The organism is Rhodopirellula islandica (assembly GCF_001027925.1).
In the GTDB taxonomy this organism is placed as follows: Bacteria; Planctomycetota; Planctomycetia; order Pirellulales; family Pirellulaceae; genus Rhodopirellula; species Rhodopirellula islandica.
Genome location: NZ_LECT01000029.1, coordinates 121,807 through 144,665, shown reverse-complemented (window position 1 = coordinate 144,665; position 22,859 = coordinate 121,807). Strand labels below are relative to the sequence as shown.

The window sequence follows — 22,859 nt, the reverse complement described above, 5'->3', positions numbered from 1 at the left end:
CTGGCACGATGCGGCAGTAATTGCCCTCGATTTTGACCGAAAAGGCCATCCTTTTCTTGGAATCGCTGCGATGTCACGCTAGAACGGTCAACGGTTGTTTGTCACAAAGTGACTCAGCCAAACATCATGATCCATTGGCAGGTTGTTTGCCAAATCCCCCCACACCTTGCCCATCCGGCCGCAACACTGGCTGCCGATCCCACCAGGACAAACTCCATGAAACGACTTCCTCTTCCTTTGCTCGCTCTCGCGATGTGCTTCTGTGCGAGCCATTCTGCTGAGGCGGGTGAACTCGACCCTCAGCAGCATGCGTGGCATGCAAAGTACAAAGACCAGGCGAATGCTCCTTTGCCCGAGGAGATGCTGCTCAACACAGACCCCGAGCCGGATCTGTCGAAAGGCTTCACCTCGTTGTTCAATGGCAAGGACCTGAGTGGCTGGACTCCGAAGGGAGGCACCTGCAAGTTCACGGTGCAAGACGGGATCCTTGTTGGCCAAGTCGTTCCAGGTTCCAACAGCACCTATTTGTCGACCGAACGAGATGACTTCGACGACTTTATTTTCACCTGCGACATGAAGTGGGAAGAGTCCTGCAACAGCGGTGTGATGTTCCGTGCTCAATCCAAGCCAGGCAAAAACGAAACTGAAACGGTGTTTGGCCCTCAGGCAGAGATGGAGGGATTCAGTCAAGATCGCCATTGGTCCGGTGGCATCTATGGTCAAAGCTGCGGCGGTTACTTTTATCCGCTGTGGTTGAAAGAGCACCAGGCAGCGAGAGCGGCCACCAAGGAAGACATTTGGAATCGCGTGACGATTTCTGCCCAGGGCAACGTCGTCAAAACTTGGATCAATGGTGTTCCAGCCGCCCACTGGATTGACGACGGATCCTATCCCAAAGGCTTCTTCGGCCTGCAGGTTCACAAAGGTGCAAAAGGCACCGTGCTGTGGAAGAACCTCCGAGTGAAAGAACTGGCGAACAAGCCCGCTGCGTCGCCGAAGACCAGTGCATCGAAGCGTCCCAACGTGCTGTTCATCCTGGCCGATGATCTTGGATGGAGCGACACGACGCTGTTTGGAACGACGAAGCTTTATCAGACACCCAATATCGAACGACTCGCAAAGCGTGGGATGACGTTCACTCGGGCATACTCGTCCAGTCCGCTGTGCTCGCCAACACGAGCGAGTGTTTTGACCGGGCTCAGCCCCGCGCGGCACGGCATCACTTCCCCGACCTGTCACCTGCCGAAGGTGGTTTTGGAACCGAAGGTGCCGACGACAGGACCACCGAACAAGTTCTCAACGATTCCCGAATCCGTTTCGCGGTTGGACACCAAGTACTACACGCTTGCCGAAATGTTCCAAGACAACGGCTACGCGACCGGGCATTTTGGAAAATGGCATCTGGGTCCTGAACCCTACTCTCCGTTGGAACATGGTTTTGACATCGACGTGCCGCACCATCCTGGCCCGGGTCCTGCTGGCAGCTACGTCGCACCTTGGAAGTTCAAGGACTTTGATCACGATCCGATGATCCCGGACGAGCACCTCGAAGACAGGATGGCCAAAGAAGCGGTTCGCTTCCTCGAGCAACACACAAACGAGCCGTTCTTCCTGAACTACTGGATGTTCAGCGTTCACGCACCGTTTGACGCCAAGAAAGAGTTGATCGAAGAATATCGAGATCGCGTCGACCCCAAAGATCCTCAACGCTGCCCGACCTACGCCGCAATGATCGAAAGCATGGACGATGCGATTGGCACGTTGCTGGACACGCTGGACCGTCTGGGAATCGCCGACGAAACGATCATCGTTTTCGCATCGGACAACGGTGGCAACATGTACAACGAAGTCGATGGCACAACCGCAACCAGCAACGCTCCGCTGCGAGGCGGCAAGGCGACGATGTACGAAGGCGGTGTGCGTGGCCCGGCGATCGTTGTCCAGCCCGGTGTGGTGGAGCCCGGATCACGAAGCGATGCGATCATTCAAAGCATCGATTTCTATCCGACGCTCTTGGAGATGTTGTCGATCGACGCTCAGCCGGACCAGCGTTTCGATGGTGTCAGCATCGTCCCCGCATTGCAGGAGAAGCCGCTGCAGCGAGACGCGATCTTCACCTACTTCCCTCATGATCCTCCCGTGCCAAATTGGATGCCGCCTTCGGTCAGCGTGCATCAAGCCGATTGGAAACTCATCCGCATCTTTCATGGCGGTCCAAACGCGTCGCATCGCTACAAACTTTTCAACTTGAACAACGACCTCGGTGAACGAACCAACCTAGCGGCAAAACATCCCGACCGGGTCCAGCAGATGGACAAGTTGATCGAGCAGCATCTGGTTGAAACCAAAGCCGTCAGACCGCTGGCCAACAAAAACTTTGTTCCCGCCAAGTACAACGCGGCCGCGGAAGGCAAAGGCAATCTGAAAGGCAGCGCCAACCAAAAGAAGCCCCCCAAGAACCAAGCTCGCCAAAATCCGGTCGCCGGTTGGCTCCCTGGTGGAACGTGTGAGCTGTCGCTGTCCAATGGCAAGTTGCGAGTCAACAGCACCGGCGGTGATCCCCACTTGAGTTCCTCACTTCCCGAAGTGGTGAAGGCATCCACGATGACATTCACCGTTGAGATGCGATCAAAATCATCAGGTCGCGGGCAGGTGTTCTGGAAGGAAGTTGGCCAGCCGTATTCAGCGGAGCGAAGCCAAGGCTTTGATGTGATCCACGATGGAAACGTTCATACCTATTCCATCCAGCTTTCGCCGCAGGGCCCAGTGCAGGGCGTCCGAATCGACCCGTCCAATGGCGCCGGCCAAATCGAGATTCAGAACATGCGTTTGCTCGATGGCAACGGCGTCCCCATTCACGAATGGAACTTCGCGGACGCAGGTCGCTGAGCACGTACAATGGTCTTCCAAGACCGTCGGGAGAACAGCGTCTTTTGTTTTGGTCGGGCTTGGAAGCCCAACCTACGGATGTTTGGTTTGGAAGTCCAACCTACGGACACCACCTCCAAAACATCGCAACCAACTTCTAGAGACAACTAAGATGAACTTTCGAAACGTGCGAAATCTGGTTTGGGTGATGGCAGTCGCCTGGATGGGCGTGGTTTGCAATCCCTTGCTGGCAGCCGAGCGACCGAACTTCCTTGTGATCCTGGCCGATGACCTGGGGTTTTCAGATACTGGATGTTACGGCGGTGAGATTGCGACTCCCAATTTGGATGCCCTGGCTGCCGGCGGATTGCGGTACACGCAGTTCTACAACACGGCTCGATGCTGGCCGACGCGAGCGGCGGTGATGACGGGCTACTACCCACAACAAGTCCGTCGTGACAGCATGCCAGGGGCGACGCGGCAATACGGCGGCGGTGGAAAACGCCCCGATTGGGCTCAAACGTTGGCGGAATACCTTCGCCCGGCTGGGTATCGCACCTACCACTCGGGCAAATGGCACATCGATGGGAAACCAACTGACAACGGGTTTGATCTCTCTGACGAAGCCACCCGAAGCCCGGGCTTCTTTGACTCGATCCGCAAGAAGAACCGCGATCCCAAGTTCTATCGGACCACCGCGACCGCTCAACACGCGATTGATTGTTTGCAGGAACACGCCGAGGATCATGCTGACCAGCCGTTCTTTCACTTCCTCGCATTCCACGCCCCTCACTTTCCGCTGCACGCTTTGCCGGAAGACATCCAGCGGTACCGAGACCGATACATCGCCGGTTGGGATGCGTTGCGAGCAGAACGCAATCAGCGACAACGTGAACTCAGGCTGGACGTCGGACCTCTGTCTCCGATCGAGACAGAGGTGGGGCCGCCCTATGCCTTCCCCGACCAACTCGAGGTGCTCGGCGAAGGGGAGATCACTCGCCCGTTGCCATGGGATGAACTGACCAAAGAGCAACAACAATTCCAAGCGACTAAGATGGCGATCCACGCGGCCATGGTGGATCGCATGGATCAGGAGATCGGGCGTGTGCTCACGCAGTTGAAAGAAATGGGCCAGTTCAAAAACACTTGGATTTGTTTCCTGTCGGACAACGGTGCGAGTGCGGAGATCATGGTCCGTGGCGAAGGACACGATTCTTCCGCGTCACCCGGATCCGCAGCGACGTATCTGTGCTTGGGACCTGGATTCAGCAGCGCGGCGAACACCCCGTTCCGTCGGCACAAGACATGGGTGCATGAAGGAGGCATCTCGACGCCGTTCATCGTTCATTGGCCCGAGGGAATCCGTTCGACCAACGAGTTGCGGACCAATCTCGGTCATGCGATCGACATTGCACCGACGGTGTTGGATCTCGCCAGGATGGAACTGGATGAAACCGCCGGCCCACCAATGAGTGGCCAAAGTTTGAAACCGTCTTTTGATGATAGCGATGCCCCAATTCATGACGAGTTGTGGTTCTATCACGAAGGCAACTGGGCACTGCGGCAGGGTGACTGGAAGATCATCCACTCCAACATCTCTCGCCCCTTTCCTTGGCTGCGTTCCGAAACCGCTGCCAAGGAGTCCAAAGAAGACGGCGATTGGCAACTCTATAACCTGGCCAACGACCGGGCTGAACAAAACGACGTGGCGGACAAGCATCCTGAACGAGTCCAACGGATGGCGGACCGTTGGTGGGAATTACGCGATCAGTTTTTGCGTGATTCGATGGACGACTCGAAACGATCGAAGCGAGCCAACTGATGGTGCGAAGTTTGTTTCTTGTTTCTGCCGCCCTGTTGCTGGTGCTGCCCGCTAAACCAAACGTTTCAGCGGCGGACCAGCCAAACGTCTTGCTCATCATCGCGGACGATGTGGGCTACTCGGATCTCGGTTGCTACGGCGGTGAGATCGACACGCCCCATTTGGATCAGTTGGCAGCCGATGGAGTTCGCTTCAGCGAATTTCATGTCAATCCAATGTGCGTGGTGACGCGAACCAGCCTGATGACCGGCCACACGCATTCCCAGTCGGATGATTATCGACGCTCGCTACCGGTGGCTCGTCTGCTGAAGAAGGCCGGCTATGCGACGTCGCTCGCCGGCAAGTGGCATCAACCCGGCAATCCACTCGACGCTGGCTTTGACTCGTTTTACGGATTCCTCGGTGGTGCAATCGACAGCTGGACCGGCATCGAACGAGGCAAACCGGCGATTCAAACCGACCGGCAATCCCCGGAACCAGTGAACGAGGGATGGTACAGTTCGGACGCGTTCACGGACCGTGCGATGGAAGAGATCGATTCGGCACGAAAGCAAGACAAACCGTTCTTCACCCAGGTTGCGTTCAATGCGCCGCACACACCGCTGCACGCACCTCGCGAGAGCGTCGAAAAGTACTACGAACGCTACCGAGCGGGTTGGGAAAAGCTGCGTCGAGATCGCTACGACCGAATGATCGCGATGGGTTTGATCGACGAACGTTACGTGATGTCCCAGCCGGATGCAGAAGTGCGACGGTGGGACGAGTTGCCGGCGACGATTCAAGAGCAAGAAAACCGACGCATGGCAGCCTACGCCGGGATGCTGGATCGATTGGACTGGAACGTGGGGCGGTTGCTTCAACACTTGAGCGACCAAGGACTCGATGAGGACACCATCGTGATCTTCATGGCGGACAATGGTGGTGCTTACAGCAACGGCGACATCCGCACCTACGACCAACAAATCCCGTGGGAACCCGGCAGCAACGCGTTCGTGTCCAACGGATGGTCGTATCTGAAGAACACTCCATTCCGCTGGTACAAATCGTGTGCGCAAGAGGGCGGCGTGTCTGTGCCGTTGATCGTGCGTTGGCCAGCGCAATTGTCGGGACAAGCAGGAGCCATTCGCAAACAGCGGTTGCACGTCACGGATTTGTATCCAACGCTGCTTGAATTGGCGGGTGCGAAGTATCCAACTCATGATGGCGATCGCAAGCTGGAACCGCTTTATGGAAATTCGATACTCCCATTGCTTCGAAACCCTGACCTGCCGAATCTCGCGATTCGCGACGAGATATTTTGGTGCTTCAACCAGACGGGCAAAGCACTGACCAAGGGCAACTGGAAAATTTCCAGTATCAGTGACGGGCCGTGGCGACTGCACGACATTCAAAACGATCCGGCAGAATCACTCGATTTGGCGGCGGAGCGCCCCGAGGTGTTGTCAGCGATGAGCGACGCTTGGTTCCAGTTCGCTCGCGAAAACACGAAGATGCCTGCGTCGTGGCGTGCACCGTTGAAGGAATATCAAGAAGGTTGGGGATACCACCGCATTCGCATGATCATGCCCGCTTATGTGCGTGCCGTTCCTGCGATGTCCGCGATGGATGTCCCATGCGATACAGATTGGAGCTTCCATTTTTCGAGGCCAATTCGGTTTGCGAATTCAACCGGCAAAACCCTTCGCTTGTACGAAGCCGGTGACACCCAAACGGTCATTTGGCAAGCGGATCCTGAACCTGGGCACCCTGACGAGGGCTCCCGACAAATCACATTCAACGATCTGCCGCGACTGAAGCCGAACACGACGTATTTCGCGTTGTCAGATCCGGGCTGGATCACAGTTGGCAATCAACCCGCCGGGGGTTTGAACGATGGCGCGTTCTGGTACCGGTTTCGAACGGGGCCCGCCCGCCCCGGTTTGTTGGATGGGCTTCCCGTCCAACGTCCACTGCCTCGATGAAGTCCATCGACAATCGTTGTACACTGCTATTTCAACCCATTCACCGCAGAGAAAGTTTGAGCGAGAAAGAATATGAGCGTCGCAACCCAACACACATTGCTTCCCGAAGTTCAATCGTTCCTGGATCAATCCCCCCTGGCGAGCTTCGTCGGCGGCAAAGCCTTCCCGAGCGGAGAAGGAAACGTGATCGCAACGATCGACCCAGGCTCGGGCAATCAACTTGCTGAAATCCACGATCTGAATGCCGCCGAGATTGACCGTGCGGTGGAAATCGCCAACGAAGCGTTCCCGGCTTGGTCAGGCTTGTCGCAACAAGAACGCAGCAGCATTCTGCTGAAGCTCGCCGATGCGGTGGAGAGTCACAAAGCGATCATCGCCCAGATCGAGGCACTCGATGCCGGCAAAATCGAAGCCCAAGCCGCGGGCGATGTGCAAAACTTCGTCGACACGCTGCGTTACTTCGTTGGGTTGTCTGACAAAGTCGAGAAACGCACGAAGTTGGACGTGCCCGGCCACGATGCCCACACGGTCAAACAACCTTGGGGTGCCTGTGCATTCATCTTCCCATGGAACTTCCCGTTCTTGTTGATCGGCTGGGGAATCTCGCCAGCATTGGCTGCCGGTAACACGGTCGTGATCAAACCCGCCGAAGACACGTCGCTCTCAGCAATCTACTTGGCTCAATTGGCCAAGGAAGTCGGTGTGCCCGATGGCGTGATCAACGTGGTCACCGGTCGTGGTGCGACGGCGGGTGCCGCCCTGACCAACAACGCCGAAATCAAACGCATGTCCTTCACCGGTTCGCCCGAAGTCGGCCGCTTGGTCGGCGAGTCATGCGGACGCAACTTGGTGCCGGTCAAATTGGAACTGGGGGGCAAAGGCGCCGCGGTTGTCTTCGATGATGTGGATGTCAAAGCCACCGCTCAAGCGTTGGTCGGTGCGATCACTTTCCACACCGGGCAAGTCTGCTGCGATGCAACGCGTTGGTTGATCCACGAAGACATCTACGATGAATTCGTTGCGGAGTGCAAGCAGTTGATGGAGAAAGTCCGCATCGGTCACCCACTGGACCCCAACAGTGACATGGGCCCGGTTGTGAATCCGAAACAACGAGAGCGTGTTCTCGGGTATCAAGAAAAAGGCACCGCTGGCGGTGCTCAGTGCTTGTGCGGTGGTGGTCCCGCGACGGTCGACGGATTGAACGGGAACTATGTCAAACCAACTCTGTTGGCTGGACCGCTGGACAACGTCGCCGCTCGCGAAGAAATCTTTGGCCCCGTGGCATACCTGGCAAAGTTTTCCGATGAAGCCGATGCGATCGCGAAAGCCAACGACACCGACTATGGATTGGCCAACAGTGTCTGGACCACCGACACCGAACGCGCCAACCGGGTCGCTGAGGCGATGATCGCTGGCAACAGTTGGATCAACGCTCACAATGTGTTCGCACACGGTGTCCCTTACGGCGGCGTCAAGAAAAGCGGCATGGGCGGCGGCGTGCTTTCGCCTGAAACGCTGATGGACTACTACCGCAGCACGTCGGTTGTCCGACCTCTGTAATCTCCTCCGCTGACCTTCTGATTGATCCTTCACCGACGGAAATAGAATGAGCCATTCGCGAGATGTCCAACATCCACGGGACCGAATCATGCAAACGATGGATCGGATCTATCGTTACCGCATGACGACGACTTCGGGTGGCAATCTATCGATCCGAGACAGCGAAGGCAACATTTGGATCACGCCGGCGAGAGTCGACAAAGGCAACCTGACTCGAAACGACATCATCTGCGTCCGCGCCGATGGATCCGTCGATGGCCCGCACCCGCCATCCTCGGAGTTTCCGTTTCACAAAGCGATCTACGAAGCCCGGCCGGATGTGAAGGCGATCGTGCACGCTCACCCGGTCGCCCTGGTCGCTTTCAGCATCTGCCGCGGGACCCCCGACACTCGGTTGTTCCATCAAGCACACAGTGTTTGCGGCAAAGTCGGATTCGCACCTTATGCTTGTCCAGGAACGGAAGCACTCGGGGCCAGCATTGCGAAGCAGTTCGAAGACGGATGCGACAGCGTGATCTTGGAAAACCACGGCGTCGTCGTTGCCGGTCAAGATTTCGCGTCGGCGTTCCAACGATTCGAAGCGTTCGAATTCGCGGGCAAGACGCTGATCAAAGCCAAACAGATTGGCGAAGTTCGATACCTCGACGATTCCCAACTGGATCAAGCCGCCCATCGAAGCGTTGACTTCATTAGCTACCAACCGCCCGCCGCCACCACGCAAGAGCAAGAACTACGTCGGCAACTCTGCGAGTTTGTGCGTCGGGGATGCCGGCAGCGTTTGTTGATCAGCACCGAAGGCAGTTTTTCAGCTCGTTTGAAAGACGATTCATTCTTGATCACGCCAACGCAGCGAGACCGTGAGTTGTTGCGAGCCGAGGACTTTGTGCTGGTCAAAGGCGAATTTCGTGAATACGGAAAACTGGCCAGTCGAGCCGCCAATGCTCACCGCGCAATCTACGAAAGGCACCCTCACGTGCAAGCGATCGTGTTCGCTCATCCGGTCAACGCAACAGCATTCAGCGTCACCAGTGTACCCTTGGATGTTCGAACCATCCCTGAAAGCTACGTCTTCCTACGCGACGTGGCTCGTGCTCCCTATGGTGTTCAGTATTCAGGCGATGGATCGGTTGCCGATTACGTGTGCAGTCGTAACCCGGCCGCGATCCTTGAAAACGACGGCGTGCTAGTCACCGGAACAACAGTCTTGGATGCGTTTGATCGCTTGGAAGTGCTCGAATCGACCGCCGAAGCGGTGATCAACGCAAAAGCGATCGGCGATGTCTCGGTGATGCAGCAAGACGTCATCGACGAGCTGTGCGAAGAATTCAATTTGGCGTGAAGCCGAATCACGGGACGCCTCGGCTTCCATCCAACTGAGACCGTCGACTGATCGCCCAACCAGTGATGCAAGCGAAGATGGTTGAAAAGGCTGGTTCTACTCGATGCTGAGTGCGGCGGTGTCGAGCAACCAGGTTTCAATCGCTTCGTAGACTTGCTCGCGTTCATCTTCGATCAACAACGAGTGTCGAAGTCCTTCGAAGCAGACATGGTGGCAAAATCGGCCGGCTTTCTCAATGAACTCGTCGGTCGTGTCCGAATCGCACAGCTCATCGTCTGCGCCCGTCAGAACCAACAACTTGACGTTCAACTTTTTCGCGTGATCCGTCAACCAAATGCCATGGCTGAGCAATTGGCTGCCGATTCCAATCGAGAGTTTTTCGTGAATCAAATCGTCGTCCGCGAGTTCGCGTCGCGCCTCCACGTCCTGAGTCAACTGCGTCGGCTCAATTGTCGCCGACAAACGAATGTGCGGGATGAGTTTGCCGGTCAGCCACGCCGCGAAGGCTTGCGGACGCGTGGGTGGATTGGGCGGCAGGATCATTGGGTTGGTGACAATCGCTCGCTTCACGTATTCGTGATCGCGGCCGAGAAGATGATTCAGAACGAAGTTTCCTCCCATGCTGTGCCCGAGCAACACGAGTTCGGCTCGCGGGAATTGCTGCGCCGCGAATTCGCAAGCAACTGCAATGTCATCGACCAGCGTGTCAAAACTGGGTGCGTCGCCGCGGGCGCCAGGACTCTGTCCGTGACCGTGTTGGTCGTAAACGACCACCCCCCGATCCAGAGCCGACATCCGTTTGGCAAAGTCTTCGTAGCAACCGGAGTGTTCGCCCAATCCGTGCACGAGCACGAACGCGATCTCTGCTGATGAAGGTCCAGATCGGCGACAGTGCAGTTGACGTCCGTCGGGGGTGCTGAGTGTTGATTCTTCGATTTCAATTGCCATGAAACGGGTGTTGGAAGGTTGCCATTCGGTTTGAAGAGATCTTGTTACTTTTCCTCGCGATCAATGAACTTGCAGAACCGACTGAGTTCTCCCCCGGCGGTTTTCTCCTCATGCAAAAACGCGAGGTTGGATTCCTCAAACTTGTCAAAGAAGCTGTCCCAGCTGATCGTGGACAAGTTGTCGTTGCGGCTGCCGTGAGGAAAATCGATTCGCAACAATCCGCTTCCATCCTCGGAATCGGCAGTCGCTTCCACCGTTGCGGGCACACCACCTCGTTCGTGGACCCAATTTCGGATGGAATCGTGATCGGTCGTTGCATTTGCCATGAGTTTTCCTCGGAGGTGTGATTTGGGAGAGCCTTCAGCAGTGCACTCAAATGTCTCATTCGATAAAGTCTCATATGATCGATGCACGGCTTGATAACCAGAGGAAGCAACACGCGTGCCAAATCCCCGACCTGGGCGCAGCGTTTGCAAGGTAGCTGGCAGGCTCCTGCCCCGTCCCCTTCAATGAAGCGTTGCTGGCAAGCCTCTTTTGTCTCAGCGAAGAATTTGCTCCCACCCGAGCGCGGCTCGTAACCTCCTCCGATTGGAATCCACCTTGAGCGACAACTTGATCACCGGAAGCCTTCCCGAGGAAACTTTGGAAGAGTTGCGTCAAGCCAAGAAAATCTTGGAACATCACGGGATCGCGGATCGGTTGACCGAGATGATCGGAACGCCAGTCACGGCCTCACTGAAGATGCTGCCCGACAGTGTCGAGTCAGCCGTTCATTCCGCCATCGAAAAGTCATTGCACGTCGCACTCGACGTCGCTTTGCGAACCTTGGGAACCGACAAGGATCCGTCGAGCCCGAACGCCCGAGGCAAACCCAAACTGCTGACGCACAAGTTGCTGGCGGGACTCAGCGGAGCGGCGGGTGGCGCACTTGGCGGCGCCACCGTCGCGGCGGAACTGCCCGTCTCGACGGTGCTGATTCTGCGAAGCGTCGCTGACATCGCTCGCAGTGAGGGGGAAGATCTTTCGGAGGTGGAAGCACGCCTGGCATGCTTGGAAGTCTTTGCTCTCGATCCTGGTCAGTCCTCCGACATCGACGACGAGACCGAAATCGGGTACTTCGCAGTGAGAGCCGCGATGGCGAAGCAAATCCAAGACGCGTCGAAATACATCCTCAAGAATGGGATCAAGGATTCTGCCGCACCGCCTCTCGTACGATTGGTGACGCAAATTGGGAAGCGTTTTGGCGTTGTCGTCAGCGAAAAGGTGGCGGCGCAAGCGATCCCCATCATCGGAGCGGTCGGCGGTGCGCTGATCAACAGCTACTTCATCGATCACTATCAAGACCTCGCCCGTGCCCACTTCACGATCCGCCGTCTCGAACGAACGTATGGCGAACCGCTTGTCCGTGAAACCTATGGGCAAATGAAACTTCGCCAACGGCCACGCCGTGTTATCGGGCGAAACACTTGATTCGCCCGCTGGCTCTCGCCAAAGAGAGCAGTCCCGTTTCCAACGGTTGGTCGACGTTTGACCAACGAAGAGGATTTCACGTCAATTGACGTGTCCATGCGAGGAGACTGACCGTGGCTGGCGTTGCCCAGATGAGAATTCGGTCAAGAGTTCAGCAGGAGAACCGAGAAGATTCAAAGACGAAGCTCTCTTCAACGGTGACACGTCCTGCTCTCACGGGGGTGGGTGATATTTTGGAACGTCCATGGACGTTCCACCGATCGCCGATGAGAGAGACACGTTGTATCAAGACCCATTTGACAAACCCGCGTCCAGCATCCCACCAACAAGCGGCATCGATTCGACGGCTGATGCCCGCGGCGTAGGAATCACAGACGAAACGGCCGCCCCGATCCACGCAAGCTTTTGGAAAAAGATTTTGATCGGCGCCGTGGTCACGCCGGTGGTCGTGGGAGGCATGTACAGGAAATTCGTCGTTCGCAACGCGGACCTGAAGCTCGACCTCGACCCGCTGATGGTCGGACTGATCCTGTCGCTCTCCGCTGTCGCCGGAGGTTTTCTTGGCGCGCTGTTGGCATGGAAAGACCGTGTGGAACATCGCCTTGCGAACAACTTGCCGGTCAGCTTTCCCTCTCGTTTCCTATTCGGTTATGGAATTTGGTCCGTGATTCTGGCATGGGCTCCGATGGCATTTTTGGGGACCATCGTCGCTTTGATGCTTTCGCTATCGAATTGATTCGAACGCACAAAGTGTGACATTGCCCCGAAGAAAGCGTCCTTTGAAACAGGGGCGTGAACCGTTTGACCGCGTGACACGGATGGTTGAGGCCTTTTCTTATCAAAGGTCGTTCCATGATCCTGTCTTCCGTTGCTCTGCCGAAACGGCACTCCCGCGTTGATTCGCAGCAGCACCCCCAGCCACGAAAACGCTGGCGTGAGAGTCCGCCGAAATCCGACTCCTCTGCCAACCCAGAACCTCCGCAGACCGGTGAGGCGAATGTCACCGACGGGTCCATTCCAGCAAGAATTCGTACCTGGAGCCGTCAAACTCTGAATGAAATGCCTTCCTGGTTGGTCAGCTTGGTTGCGCACCTGGCCGTGCTGCTGGGTCTGGCACTGATCAGCCGTTCTGCTCACCAAACCGACCGCATTGAATTGCAGTTTCGACAATCGGACGATCCCGTCGCGGATGAACTGGTCGAATTTTCAATCGCCTCGGTGGCGCCCCTGGATGCACTCGAAACCTCAATCGAAGAGGACCAGGTCGACATTGAGGCACTGGATTCATTTGCTCTGATCGAGATCAGTGACGAAATCTTCTCGGCGGTGCCGAAATTGGACGCGGACCTTTTCGATCCGACAGTTTCCTCGACAAGTTCCGTGGCCAAGCCAGAGAACATGTTCGAAGGACGTCGCGGCGCAATGAAACAGAAATTGCTAAGGAGATATGGTGGCGATCAAGCGACCGAAGATGCGGTCTCGGCAGGCTTGGTTTGGCTCAAACGGCAACAGCTCCGCAATGGAAGTTGGAGCTTGCACGGGCCGTACGCCAACGGTGCTCGAGGGGAGAACCAAACCAGCGCCACCGCAATGGCAATGCTGGCCTTCATGGGTGCCGGAAGCACTCACCGCGGTGGCCCCTATCAAAAAGAACTGCTCCGAGCAGCACGTTGGCTGGTCGCAAAACAAGACAGGCAAGGGTTCCTGGCGGGATCGGAAATGGGGCACGAACGGATGTATTCGCAGGCCCAAGCGACCATCGCACTGTGTGAGTTGTATGCGATGACCGGTGATTCATGGATTCGTCCCTACGCACAATCGGCCTGCGATTTCGCAGTTGCCTCCCAGTCACCCCAAGGCGGTTGGCGGTATCAACCTCGGATGGACAGCGACACGTCGGTCACAGGTTGGTTCGTGATGGGACTGAAGAGCGGTGATGCCGGCGGCCTGGAAGTGGACCCATACATTTGGCCGAAGATCGAACGCTACTTCGATTCGGTTAGCCAAGGGTACACAGGCGGCTATTCCTACATGCCGAACCTCGCCGCCAGTCCCGCGATGACCGCCGAAGGCGTTTTGTGTCATCAGTATCTCGGCCGTCCACGCACCATGCCGGGGATGGCACAAAGCTTGGACACGTTGGTGCAAAACCATCCCGTCAAGGCAAACGAAGCCGACGTTTACTATTGGTACTACGCGACTCAGGCGTTGCACCACTATGGAGGACCGCTGTGGAACCAGTGGAATGAGGAGATGAAGGCCACGTTGCCCGCTCGCCAGGAAAAACGGGGTCGTGAACACGGAAGCTGGTCACCGACCGGAGACGCTTGGGGTGGCTACGCCGGTCGCCTGTACACGACGTGTTTGTCGATCTATTGCTTGGAAGTTTACTACCGCCACCTGCCGCTGTATGACCATGCGGAAGTCGACTGACTCAGAGGTCAGACGGCTTCCTTGCATCGCAGTTTCCAGCGCATCAACTTCACTCACCTTCTCAATTCCCGCCGCTACTGAAGGCTAGAGAACTGGAACTCGTCGAGAGCTTCCGTTGGCAACACCATCCGCCGAAAGCCTTGACAACATTCGCTACGAACTGCCTCGAAACACCAAACTGCGGCGGCGAACTCGAATGCAGAGCGAACCGAGCCCCCTGATCACTTGCCTTCCGCGATGCAGTACAGCGATTGGTCGCTACGCAGATAGAGCTTTTGTTCGGAGACCGCAGGGGACGCATTGAAATCGGTTTTGTCGGATTCAAAGATGTTCTGGGCGATGGGACGAAAGGAATCGCCTGGGCGATAGACCAGCGTGCCGCTACGACGGGTCACGACATAGATGTAGTCACCGATGAGGACAGGCGAAGCGTAGACCGGGCGACCACTTTCCAAGTTGTTGACTCGTTCGCGGTAGATGACCTCGCCATCGTCGGCCGAAGTGCAGTACGCAATTCCGCGGTCATCGATCCAATACAGCTTTTTCTCATGCAACAACGGTGTGGCAACGTAAGAACTGGATCGATTCGTCCAACGAACGTGGGAATCCGTCACGTCATCGTCCCCGCCCGCTCGGACTGCGATGCTTCCAGACGCTCGGTAGCCACCAAAGCTGTAGACGGTGTCGCCATCAACAATGACCGAAGGGGTGACGTTGCCGGTCATGGGAGACTCTGCAAACCATTTCAATTTGCCCGTTGCAGGATTCAACGACCAAATTTCGCCAGGCACACTGATGACCAACTCCGACTCGCCTCCCTCGGTTGGCACGATCCGCGGTGTTCCGTAAGTCAATTCCAACATCCCGGCTTCTTGACGCCAAACTTCTTTGCCGGTGCCTTTGTCCAGCGCAAAAATGGACTTGGATTCTTCTGCCGCATTCACGATGACCAAGTTCTCGAACAAGACCAAACTGGCCGCTGATCCCCAGCGGCGATTGCTCGATTCCTTGCCAACGTCCACGCTCCAAAGCGTTTGCCCGTTGAGATCGAGGCAGTGAACGCCTCCCTTCCCCAGAAAGACAAAGACATTCTGCCCGTCGGTCACCGGCGTGTTGCTCGCGTAGCCATGCTCGGTGATGTATCCCTGGTAGCCGTCTTCGCGATAGTCGACTGGGAAATCGACCGCCCAAAGTTGTTCGCCACTGTTCTTGTCAAAGCTCAACACCTGGCGTTTCGTAGTGTCATCGCCAGCGACATAACAAGTCACGATGACTCGATCACCGACAACGATCGGACTCGAGGAACCACCGCCCGGCAAATCGACCTTCCAAGCCAAGTGATTTGCGTCGTCCCAGTTTGTCGGAACCACCTCGACCGAGTGCGCCGATCCGCCTGGGCCCAGAAATTCGGGCCAGTCACCAGCTGACGACAGGGACACCGTGGCGAGCGAACACAGGCAAACAAAAATGAATCGAAACATCATGAAGGTGGGTGCTATGAAGGAATGGATTGGACAATCGCGGAAAACTTGCAGTGACTTTCGCTGAAGAGGAATGCGACATCCACCAACAAATCGGGACATCAAAAACGAAGCAACAAGCCTGTTTTCGTGACTCGAAGAGCCATTCAAGCCCCTGAGCGGCATTTCCCGCCCCCGAAACGTGACATTTCGCGAAGAATACCACACCTAAAAGAAAGACGGGTCGCTCTTCAGAAACCGACGCGTCCTCGCACCTCCAATTCTTCTCTTCAAAACCCGCACAGGTGTCGCGATGGCAAAATTCTGGAATCGTTGGATCGGAGGCCCCCAATCGTCACGCAAGAACCGTCGGCGGCGAACTTCACAGCGACGTCGCTTGCGATCCGAGACGCTGGAGACCAGAAAACTGCTCGCGGCCAATCTGTTCCACAACGATGTCTTCCCCGAAGACGTCAATGAAGACGGTCAGGTCTCTGCGATTGACGCGTTGGCCATCATCAATCAGATGAACAGCGACAGCGCAAGTGGCTTGAGTTCGCAGTTGCAGGGCGCTGACAGCGAAGGGCAGCGGGTCGAAAACTCACGCCCATCCCGAGGCCGAATGACCGATGTCAACAACGATGGCCGAGACACGGCGCTCGATGCACTGTTGGTGATCAATCGACTCAACCGAGACCGGGATGCCAACAACAAAATTGACCGTCCGGATGAAGTCCCCGAAACACCAAACAACACCGATTCGGTTTCCGACGAAGTTCGTTCCATTGATGGGACGGGCAACAACATCGAGAACCCCGAATTGGGATCCACCAACACGGAGTTGTTGCGAGCCACCGAGAACGACTACGCCGATGGCATTACAGAACCCAGCGGAGAAGACCGGCCAAGTGCTCGTGAGATCAGCAACACCTTGGCCGCCGCCGACCCTGAGGGAACCACGAATGACCGCGATCTGACTTCCTTTGTCTACGCATGGGGACAGTTCATCGACCACGACATCGACTTGTCATTGACACAGGATACGGAGGGAGAGTCGTTTGACATTGAAGTGCCAGAGGGCGACGCGTACTTTGATCCATTCAGCACTGGTGAAGCCACGATTGGCCTGACAAGATCCGTGATGGCGGACGGAACCGGAACGTCGGTCGACAATCCAGCCGAACAGGTCAATGCCATCACAGCTTGGATTGATGGGTCACAGGTTTATGGCAGCGATCAAGAGACCGCGGACTCCCTGCGTGAATTTGTGGGCGGTCGTCTCCTGATCACAGAGGATGGCTTGTTACCAACCGACGAGAATGAGGGCTTGTTGGCAGGAGACATTCGTGCCGCCGAAAATGTCATCCTGACATCGATGCAGGCCCTGTTCGTCCGCGAACACAATCGATTGGCCGACGAGATTTCGGCGAAGAATCCTTCCCTCAGTGACGAGGAAATTTACCAAGAGGCCCGTGCGACCGTGATCGCAGAAATGCAGTCGATCACCCTCAACGAATATCTTCCCGCCTTGCTGGGCGAAGATGCGATTTCGGAATACAGCGGGTATGACTCGGCCGTGGATCCCTCGATCGCCAATGAGTTCTCTACCGCCGCGTTCCGATTCGGTCACACGACGCTGAACGATGAGTTCCGATTTGTCGACAATGATGGCAATGAGATCGCGGAATCGATTGCACTGGCCGACGCGTTCTTCCAGCCTGAGTTATTGGAGGACACCGGGATCGACCCGCTGTTGAAATACGCTGCCTCGTCACTGTCACAAGAAGTGGACTTGGAAGTGGTCGATAGCCTGCGGAATTTTCTGTTCGGTCCTCCCGGTGCCGGTGGCTTCGATCTGGTCTCGCTGAATATCCAACGAGGACGAGATCACGGCCTGGCAGATTTCAACTCCACCCGAGAAGCCTACGGGCTGGAAGCGGTGGAATCGTTTGACCAAATCACCAGCGACGCTGACGTGGCCGCCAACTTGGAAGCCTTGTATGGGGACGTCAACAACATCGACCTGTGGGTCGGGTTGCTGGCGGAAGACCACACCGAAGATGGTTCGCTCGGCGAAACCGCAACGGCTATCATCTCGGACCAATTCGAGCGACTTCGCGATGGCGACCGGTTCTGGTACGAGAACACGATGACGGATCGCGAAGTACGCGAAATCGAAAACACTTCATTGGGTGACATCATTGCGAGAAACACGAACGTCAATTCATTGCAGGAAAACGTGTTCTTCTTCTCGCCGACAATCACCGGCACGGTGGTCGCTGAGCAAACGTCAACGCAGGTGGAAAACAACGCCCGGGAGCGTTCTGATCGACTGAACTCATCCAGCATTGTTCCTGACGGAGATGTGGAATTGCTAGCACGTGATCAGTCCCACAATGCGATGGGCCAAGACGATCGTCGCGGCAACAATCGAGCGGAACCGATGGTTGGCGTGGCAGTGGAATTGCTCGATCGCAATGGTGACGTGGTGGACATTGCGACCACGGACGAACAAGGAAACTATCGTTTCACTGACTTTGACCATTCCGGTTCGTACACCGTTCGAATGAGTTCGTCGGACGGCTACACTGTGCTCGGAAGCAATTCGCTGGAGGCCCAGATCAGCAATGGTGAAGAATCGCTTCGAGACATGGACTTCACGGTGCTGGTCTAGCAACACGTGAAGTCTGGAGAACACGCGTCATTCCTGTGACAATGTTCCACGACGCCGCCCGAACTGCAATCGCCCTGCATCATTCTCGATCCAGCCGAGCACTCACCGAACAGTCAGTGCTGTTCGATGAGGCTCAGGGAGGTTTGTCGAATTTGGTCAATCCGGGAACTCAACGAAGAGGCTTTGCCAGAGACCTTCCGGCAGGCCTCTTCGTGCAGCACCAGGGCTTCCATGAGATCGAACCATGGCGATGGACTGCTCAGTTGGTTCTGACGCTGCAGTTCGTCGAGCTGGCTTTCTAAAGACAGCGTCGATCGCTTCAAAGCTTGTTGAGCGAGCTCAAAATCACCTTGAAAATGGTAGGCCAATGCCAGAGGTGCATCCACCATGTATTGGGCTGGCCACCGTGAATCCGCTCCCGCTTCGAGGAACAAATCAACGGCCGATTCAAAGGCTCCTGCGCGCAACTCCGCCAGCCCCGTGATGAATTGACAAACGCACAAGGGAGAACTATCGGGTGGTCGAAGCCGGCCAAGGTAGTCACGTTGCCGACGCTCATCAGGCGACCCCGGATTCGCTGGCTGGGCCGGTGGCCCAAATTGACGTTCCCACAACCAGAAATGAGCCAGGTCAGCGTTTGCGTCTTCATCAATGGAATCATCGACTGAATCTCCCACCATCAAGCCCCGAATCAATAGCCAATCAGGTTCCTCCGACTCTTTCATCAACTGGACTTGGTATTGCTCTACCAACCGCTGGTATTCTTCCGGATGCCCCGTGAATCGAAACAACGCCGGGACGCCCCACCACTGAGGCTGATTGGTGCGAGCACCATTTGCGAGCGCAATCGCATAGTCCTCCGCGGCTTCCGGCCAAAGATGCAAGCGAGCGTAAAGCTGGGCTCGCTGTACCCGCGGCAAGTAGTAGCTGGGCTGAATTTCCACGGCGGCATCGTAGTCGCGGGCGGCCTCGCTCCATTGGCCCGCATTGAGATGGGCATGGCCACTGGCGACAAGCTCATTGGCCTGGGTTAAGTGAGTGGCAAACAGCTCGACCTCCTGCTTGGCAGTGATCGCCTCCGCTTTGGCGACCATCGCGCCGCGCAACGCTTCGTCCTTCGCATTTCGTTCTTGAATTGCCTGGGACATTTGCCAAAGACTCGCCGCTGTGCCCAAAACCATGGTGCATCCGACCACCGTCGCGGTGCCAATCACCACTCGATTCCGGCGAGCAAATTTCTGGAATTGATAGAACTTGCTCGGTGGTCTCGCGGTGACCGTTTCGCCCTGCAGGTAGTGCCGGATGTCTTCCGCCAAGGAGGCAGCGGAATCGTATCTGCGAGTCCGATCCTTTTCCAATGCTTTCATCACAATCCAGTCCAAGTCACCACGCAGGTCAGAACTTAAACTTCGTGATTGAGAAGGGCCAATCCCGCCGGACTGAATCCCCAAGCTCCGGATGCGTTCGGCGGTCAAGGTTGACAGCCGCGTGCTGGGCCGCGGCGGTTCTTCTTCCCGAATGATTCGCCGCATCTCGTCCAACCCCGCGGAGTCCAGTCGACCACGATCAAAGGGCGTTGCCCCCACCAGCAATTCGTACAGCAGCACACCCAGCGAATAAATATCGCTGCGAGTGTCCACGTCGAGACCGCTCATCTCGGCTTGTTCGGGACTCATATAGAGCGGCGTTCCAATCATCGAGAAAAAACGCGTGTACACCGTTTTCTCCGTCAGCTTCTGCCCCAGTGCCTTGGCGACCCCGAAGTCGATCACTTTCGCGACCGCTTTTCCGTCGTGCAGAGTCACCATGACGTTGGATGGTTTGATGTCTCGATGAATCACTCCTTTTTGATGGGCGTGATGGACGGCGGAACACACGTCGATCATCAGATTCAGACGATCGCGCACATCCAATTGCTTTTCGTCACAGAACTCGGTGATGGGTAACCCACGCACCAATTCCATGACGAAATAGGGGCGGTGGTCCGCGGTCACCCCCGCATCGAATACCTGAGCGATGTTGGGGTGATTCATCAATGCGACAGCCTGGCGTTCGGCTTCGAACCGAGCGATGACTTCTTTGGAACCGATCCCGGGCTTGACGATTTTCAAGGCAACACGGCGACGCACCGGTTGCTCTTGTTCGGCGACAAAGACCAAACCGAATCCACCTTCGCCAATTTGTTCCCTCAGTTTGTAAGGGCCAATTTGCATCCCGATGTGATCGACGGACTCATCCATCAGTTCACTTGCCAGGGACGGCCGACTACGGTCAGCCCCGATGGGATGATCCAACAATGCCGCGGGTTGCTCATGGGCGGCGAGCAAGCCTTCCACCGATCGTCGAAGATTCAGATCCTCGCCGCAGGCAGAGTCCAAGTAGGCCAATCGGTCGTCGAGATTTTCTTCCTCAATCGCCTGCAAAAAGATCGCTCGTTCAGTCGGGTTGGTCATGACACAATCGTAGCCTCCAGGTGTGTTCTCGGCTTCTAGCCTGGGACGATTTTGTACTTCCCTGGCAGAATGCCTGTCCATTCTCACCATTGAAATCTCCGCACTGAGATGAATCAGTCACGGGCGGGGCGGAGGCAGGATCTGTCCCAGTTGCTCTGGCGTGAGGATCGACGAAAGCTCTTTATCGAAGTCATCCGGGCAAAGAAGGAGGAAGCCAATCAAGAAGAATTGAAATGGCCTCAAAGTGTCCGATCCTGCCGCTCATGGTCAAGTCTCGAGCAGCAGAGTTGGCCACGACACATCATTGAGGACGTTCGGGTCGTTGGTTGGGACGAGCTTCACCGCCGGCTTCCATTGGATTGGGTCCTTGAGGTGGCCGAGCACTTCGCAACTGAGTTTCCTGTTCGTCCGTCAGAATCGCGGCCAAGCGTCGGGTGACTTCGGCCTGCAACGCGGCAAGTTGTCGAGACTGACGTTCAGTCAGGTTCAGCGACTGTGCCACGGGTTCCGGCAAGACTTGTCCGGGCTCGGTGGGAGGCCCGTGTTGACCACCGTGTTCCCCCTGCGGTGGTTGCCCTGGATTTCCAGGTCCTGCGTTGCCGTTCATGGGGTTGCCGTTCATGGGTGGCGGACCACCGCGTCCGAACTGGTTGCCGCGACTCTGGCTTTGCATCGCAATCAGCAGTTCCGATTTGGTGACGCTGCCGTCCTGGTTGGCGTCCGCCGTTGTGAACAGCTGCAAAATCATTTCGGTGGGAGGGCCACCGCGTCCGGGTGGTTGGGCCACGAGCAGATTGGGAAGACAGAATGTCCCGGCGACGGCGATGCACTGGAGTGTTCGAATCACGTTTCAACCTCAGAAGAGAAAAGAGACGACCAATCGCGAGCATGCTTGGAAGAAAATCCAACAACCCATTGCCCAGAGACCAGTCAGGTTGGAAGGGGACAAACCCACTTGAAATGCACGTTCCCTGCGACAGGAGCGATAAAAAAAGAGTCTGCCGAGAACCCAATGCGCCGCCAACAGCCATGGGGTGACACGCTTTCTGAACTTTATCTGAGGAAAGGTGCGATTCCAAAAATCATCGGGAATTCGTTGGTGCTTTTCAAAAACAGGGGCAAGAGTTGGAGTGTCCTACACCGACATCGGTGATGCGTCCATTTGTTGCGACGCCCATTTGAAGCCTCTCGTTTGAAAGACACCATGCCATGAATCTTTCTGGTCTCAGCTCCGCTGTCAGCAGCCAAACATCATCAACTCAATCGAATCGCCAAGGCCCTCCTCCGCCGAATGAAGAGCAGCTGTCCAGCGCGCTCGAAACGGTCGGCGTGGACGACACGACCGCCACGAAGGTGCTGGCTCAAATCGACGACGCGATTGCCGAGTTGAAATCGGAATCGTCGGTTGGCAACAACCCGCAAGCGTTCCGCTCTGCAGTGGAAGAAGTCTTGGACGCCAACGGGATCGATTCCGCAGAAGTCGAACAAGCCCTGAGAGCCAATGGCCCATCCGGTACAAGTGAAGCCGCTGGAGCGAGCGGCCCTGCCCGTGGCGGACGCCCCCATGGGCCGCCGCCCCCACCACCCGAAGACGAAACCACCACCAGTTCTCTCGAATCGGCATTGCTTTCTGCAGGTGTCGATGAGTCATCAACCGATGAATTGGTGAGCCAGATCATTGACTCCTTGGAAGAACTCGCGGTTGAATCCGATGGAAACGCATCCACGGACCAAATTCGCGCGGCGCTGACCAGCGTGCTGGAAGAAAATGGTGTCGACGCCGACGCATTTGCTCAGGCCATCGCAGGCGATATCAACGAAGCCGGTCTCGTCATTGATCAATACGCCTGAGCGACGAAGGCATGTCGGTT

15 protein-coding genes are annotated in these 22,859 nt (G+C 56.4%); 10 read left to right on the top strand and 5 right to left on the bottom strand.

Going from position 1 to position 22,859, the window contains the following annotated elements:
* The first annotated feature begins 216 nt into the window (after nucleotides 1-216).
* The 5 genes from RISK_RS15295 (at nucleotide 217) to RISK_RS15275 (ending at nucleotide 9,550) form a co-directional block, all read left to right on the top strand.
* The gene (locus RISK_RS15295; RefSeq protein WP_047815261.1) at nucleotides 217-2,889 is read left to right on the top strand and encodes a sulfatase-like hydrolase/transferase; all 2,673 of its coding nucleotides are present in this window, start codon (nucleotides 217-219) and stop codon (nucleotides 2,887-2,889) included.
* A gap of 151 nt (nucleotides 2,890-3,040) precedes the next feature.
* On the top strand, nucleotides 3,041-4,690 hold the full coding sequence (locus tag RISK_RS15290) for an arylsulfatase (protein WP_047815175.1): 1,650 nt from the start codon (nucleotides 3,041-3,043) through the stop codon (nucleotides 4,688-4,690).
* Complete coding sequence (locus tag RISK_RS15285; protein WP_047815174.1) at nucleotides 4,690-6,651, top strand: sulfatase-like hydrolase/transferase; 1,962 nt, start codon at nucleotides 4,690-4,692, stop codon at nucleotides 6,649-6,651. The genes RISK_RS15290 and RISK_RS15285 overlap by 1 nt, the downstream gene beginning before the upstream one ends.
* A gap of 72 nt (nucleotides 6,652-6,723) precedes the next feature.
* The gene (locus tag RISK_RS15280) at nucleotides 6,724-8,211 is read left to right on the top strand and encodes an aldehyde dehydrogenase family protein (RefSeq protein WP_047815173.1); all 1,488 of its coding nucleotides are present in this window, start codon (nucleotides 6,724-6,726) and stop codon (nucleotides 8,209-8,211) included.
* Nucleotides 8,212-8,257: 46 nt separating this feature from the next.
* Entirely contained in the window at nucleotides 8,258-9,550 is a 1,293-nt protein-coding gene (locus tag RISK_RS15275; RefSeq protein ID WP_047815172.1) for a class II aldolase/adducin family protein, read from the top strand.
* 96 nt (nucleotides 9,551-9,646) lie between these two features.
* On the opposite strand, the gene RISK_RS15270 is transcribed toward RISK_RS15275, so the two are convergent.
* Nucleotides 9,647-10,498 (bottom strand): alpha/beta hydrolase, encoded by an 852-nt coding sequence (locus tag RISK_RS15270; RefSeq protein WP_047815171.1) that lies wholly within the window; start codon nucleotides 10,496-10,498, stop codon nucleotides 9,647-9,649.
* Nucleotides 10,499-10,542: 44 nt separating this feature from the next.
* Nucleotides 10,543-10,824 carry a hypothetical protein gene (locus RISK_RS15265; RefSeq protein WP_047815260.1) on the bottom strand — a complete coding sequence of 94 codons (282 nt, stop codon included), beginning with the start codon at nucleotides 10,822-10,824 and terminating at the stop codon, nucleotides 10,543-10,545.
* A gap of 274 nt (nucleotides 10,825-11,098) precedes the next feature.
* On the opposite strand from RISK_RS15265, the gene RISK_RS15260 reads away from it, so the two are divergent.
* From RISK_RS15260 to RISK_RS15250, 3 genes are all read left to right on the top strand, one after another.
* A complete protein-coding gene (locus RISK_RS15260; protein WP_173442679.1) occupies nucleotides 11,099-11,968 on the top strand; it encodes an EcsC family protein in 870 nt (289 codons plus the stop codon).
* A 244-nt stretch (nucleotides 11,969-12,212) separates the two neighbouring features.
* On the top strand, nucleotides 12,213-12,704 hold the full coding sequence (locus tag RISK_RS15255; RefSeq protein WP_047815170.1) for a hypothetical protein: 492 nt from the start codon (nucleotides 12,213-12,215) through the stop codon (nucleotides 12,702-12,704).
* 323 nt (nucleotides 12,705-13,027) lie between these two features.
* On the top strand, nucleotides 13,028-14,401 hold the full coding sequence (locus RISK_RS15250) for a prenyltransferase/squalene oxidase repeat-containing protein (protein WP_047815258.1): 1,374 nt from the start codon (nucleotides 13,028-13,030) through the stop codon (nucleotides 14,399-14,401).
* A 221-nt stretch (nucleotides 14,402-14,622) separates the two neighbouring features.
* Here RISK_RS15250 and RISK_RS15245 read toward each other — a convergent pair whose 3' ends face one another.
* Nucleotides 14,623-15,882 carry an outer membrane protein assembly factor BamB family protein gene (locus RISK_RS15245; RefSeq protein WP_047815257.1) on the bottom strand — a complete coding sequence of 420 codons (1,260 nt, stop codon included), beginning with the start codon at nucleotides 15,880-15,882 and terminating at the stop codon, nucleotides 14,623-14,625.
* Nucleotides 15,883-16,174: 292 nt separating this feature from the next.
* Between RISK_RS15245 and RISK_RS15240 the strand changes: the two genes are divergently transcribed.
* Complete coding sequence (locus RISK_RS15240) at nucleotides 16,175-18,535, top strand: peroxidase family protein (protein ID WP_083434996.1); 2,361 nt, start codon at nucleotides 16,175-16,177, stop codon at nucleotides 18,533-18,535.
* A 113-nt stretch (nucleotides 18,536-18,648) separates the two neighbouring features.
* On the opposite strand, the gene RISK_RS15235 is transcribed toward RISK_RS15240, so the two are convergent.
* A complete protein-coding gene (locus RISK_RS15235) occupies nucleotides 18,649-20,988 on the bottom strand; it encodes a serine/threonine protein kinase (RefSeq protein WP_047815168.1) in 2,340 nt (779 codons plus the stop codon).
* Between the two features lie 301 nt (nucleotides 20,989-21,289).
* On the bottom strand, nucleotides 21,290-21,835 hold the full coding sequence (locus tag RISK_RS15230) for a hypothetical protein (RefSeq protein ID WP_047815167.1): 546 nt from the start codon (nucleotides 21,833-21,835) through the stop codon (nucleotides 21,290-21,292).
* 362 nt (nucleotides 21,836-22,197) lie between these two features.
* Between RISK_RS15230 and RISK_RS15225 the strand changes: the two genes are divergently transcribed.
* A complete protein-coding gene (locus tag RISK_RS15225) occupies nucleotides 22,198-22,839 on the top strand; it encodes a hypothetical protein (protein WP_047815166.1) in 642 nt (213 codons plus the stop codon).
* The last annotated feature ends 20 nt before the right edge of the window (nucleotides 22,840-22,859 follow it).

Coding starts and splice junctions, on each gene's coding strand:
- RISK_RS15290 (WP_047815175.1), top strand. CDS start 3,041: ATGAACTTTCGAAACGTGCGAAATCTGGTTTGGGTGATGGCAGTCGCC.
- RISK_RS15255 (WP_047815170.1), top strand. CDS start 12,213: ATGGACGTTCCACCGATCGCCGATGAGAGAGACACGTTGTATCAAGAC.
- RISK_RS15240 (WP_083434996.1), top strand. CDS start 16,175: ATGGCAAAATTCTGGAATCGTTGGATCGGAGGCCCCCAATCGTCACGC.
- RISK_RS15225 (WP_047815166.1), top strand. CDS start 22,198: ATGAATCTTTCTGGTCTCAGCTCCGCTGTCAGCAGCCAAACATCATCA.
- RISK_RS15280 (WP_047815173.1), top strand. CDS start 6,724: ATGAGCGTCGCAACCCAACACACATTGCTTCCCGAAGTTCAATCGTTC.
- RISK_RS15285 (WP_047815174.1), top strand. CDS start 4,690: ATGGTGCGAAGTTTGTTTCTTGTTTCTGCCGCCCTGTTGCTGGTGCTG.
- RISK_RS15235 (WP_047815168.1), bottom strand. CDS start 20,988: ATGACCAACCCGACTGAACGAGCGATCTTTTTGCAGGCGATTGAGGAA.
- RISK_RS15275 (WP_047815172.1), top strand. CDS start 8,258: ATGAGCCATTCGCGAGATGTCCAACATCCACGGGACCGAATCATGCAA.
- RISK_RS15265 (WP_047815260.1), bottom strand. CDS start 10,824: ATGGCAAATGCAACGACCGATCACGATTCCATCCGAAATTGGGTCCAC.
- RISK_RS15270 (WP_047815171.1), bottom strand. CDS start 10,498: ATGGCAATTGAAATCGAAGAATCAACACTCAGCACCCCCGACGGACGT.
- RISK_RS15250 (WP_047815258.1), top strand. CDS start 13,028: ATGCCTTCCTGGTTGGTCAGCTTGGTTGCGCACCTGGCCGTGCTGCTG.
- RISK_RS15245 (WP_047815257.1), bottom strand. CDS start 15,882: ATGTTTCGATTCATTTTTGTTTGCCTGTGTTCGCTCGCCACGGTGTCC.
- RISK_RS15295 (WP_047815261.1), top strand. CDS start 217: ATGAAACGACTTCCTCTTCCTTTGCTCGCTCTCGCGATGTGCTTCTGT.